General features: G+C 61.4%; 1 protein-coding gene. It reads left to right on the top strand.

Annotated features, from left to right (window positions below):
* A partial coding sequence (locus ACTJK9_RS29605) for an immunoglobulin-like domain-containing protein (RefSeq protein WP_440817871.1) occupies window positions 1-324 on the top strand: 324 nt, incomplete at both ends.

Here is a 324-nt window from a genome sequence, read left to right as displayed (position 1 = left end):
CTACACCGCGACCCTGACCAACCCGGCGGGTACGCCGGTGACCGTAACCCTGTCGAACGGTGCCGTCATCACCATCGAGGCCGGTAAAACCACCGGTACCGTGACCGTCGATGCGCCGAAAGACGACGTCTACAAAGACGCCGGCAAAGTCGAAACGACCATTTCGACCGCCACCGGTGGCAACTTCGAAAACCTGGTGCCAAGCACTGTTCCGGCCGTGACCGAAGTCACCGACACCATCGATACCACTACGGTGAAACTGACCGCGACTGAAGCGGCAGCTGAAGGCGGTACCGTCACTTACACCGCGACTGTTGGCGCGCC

This window comes from Pseudomonas sp. 22082 (assembly GCF_052046055.1).
In the GTDB taxonomy this organism is placed as follows: Bacteria; Pseudomonadota; Gammaproteobacteria; order Pseudomonadales; family Pseudomonadaceae; genus Aquipseudomonas; species Aquipseudomonas pharyngis.
This window is presented reverse-complemented; position numbering and strand designations above follow the sequence as displayed.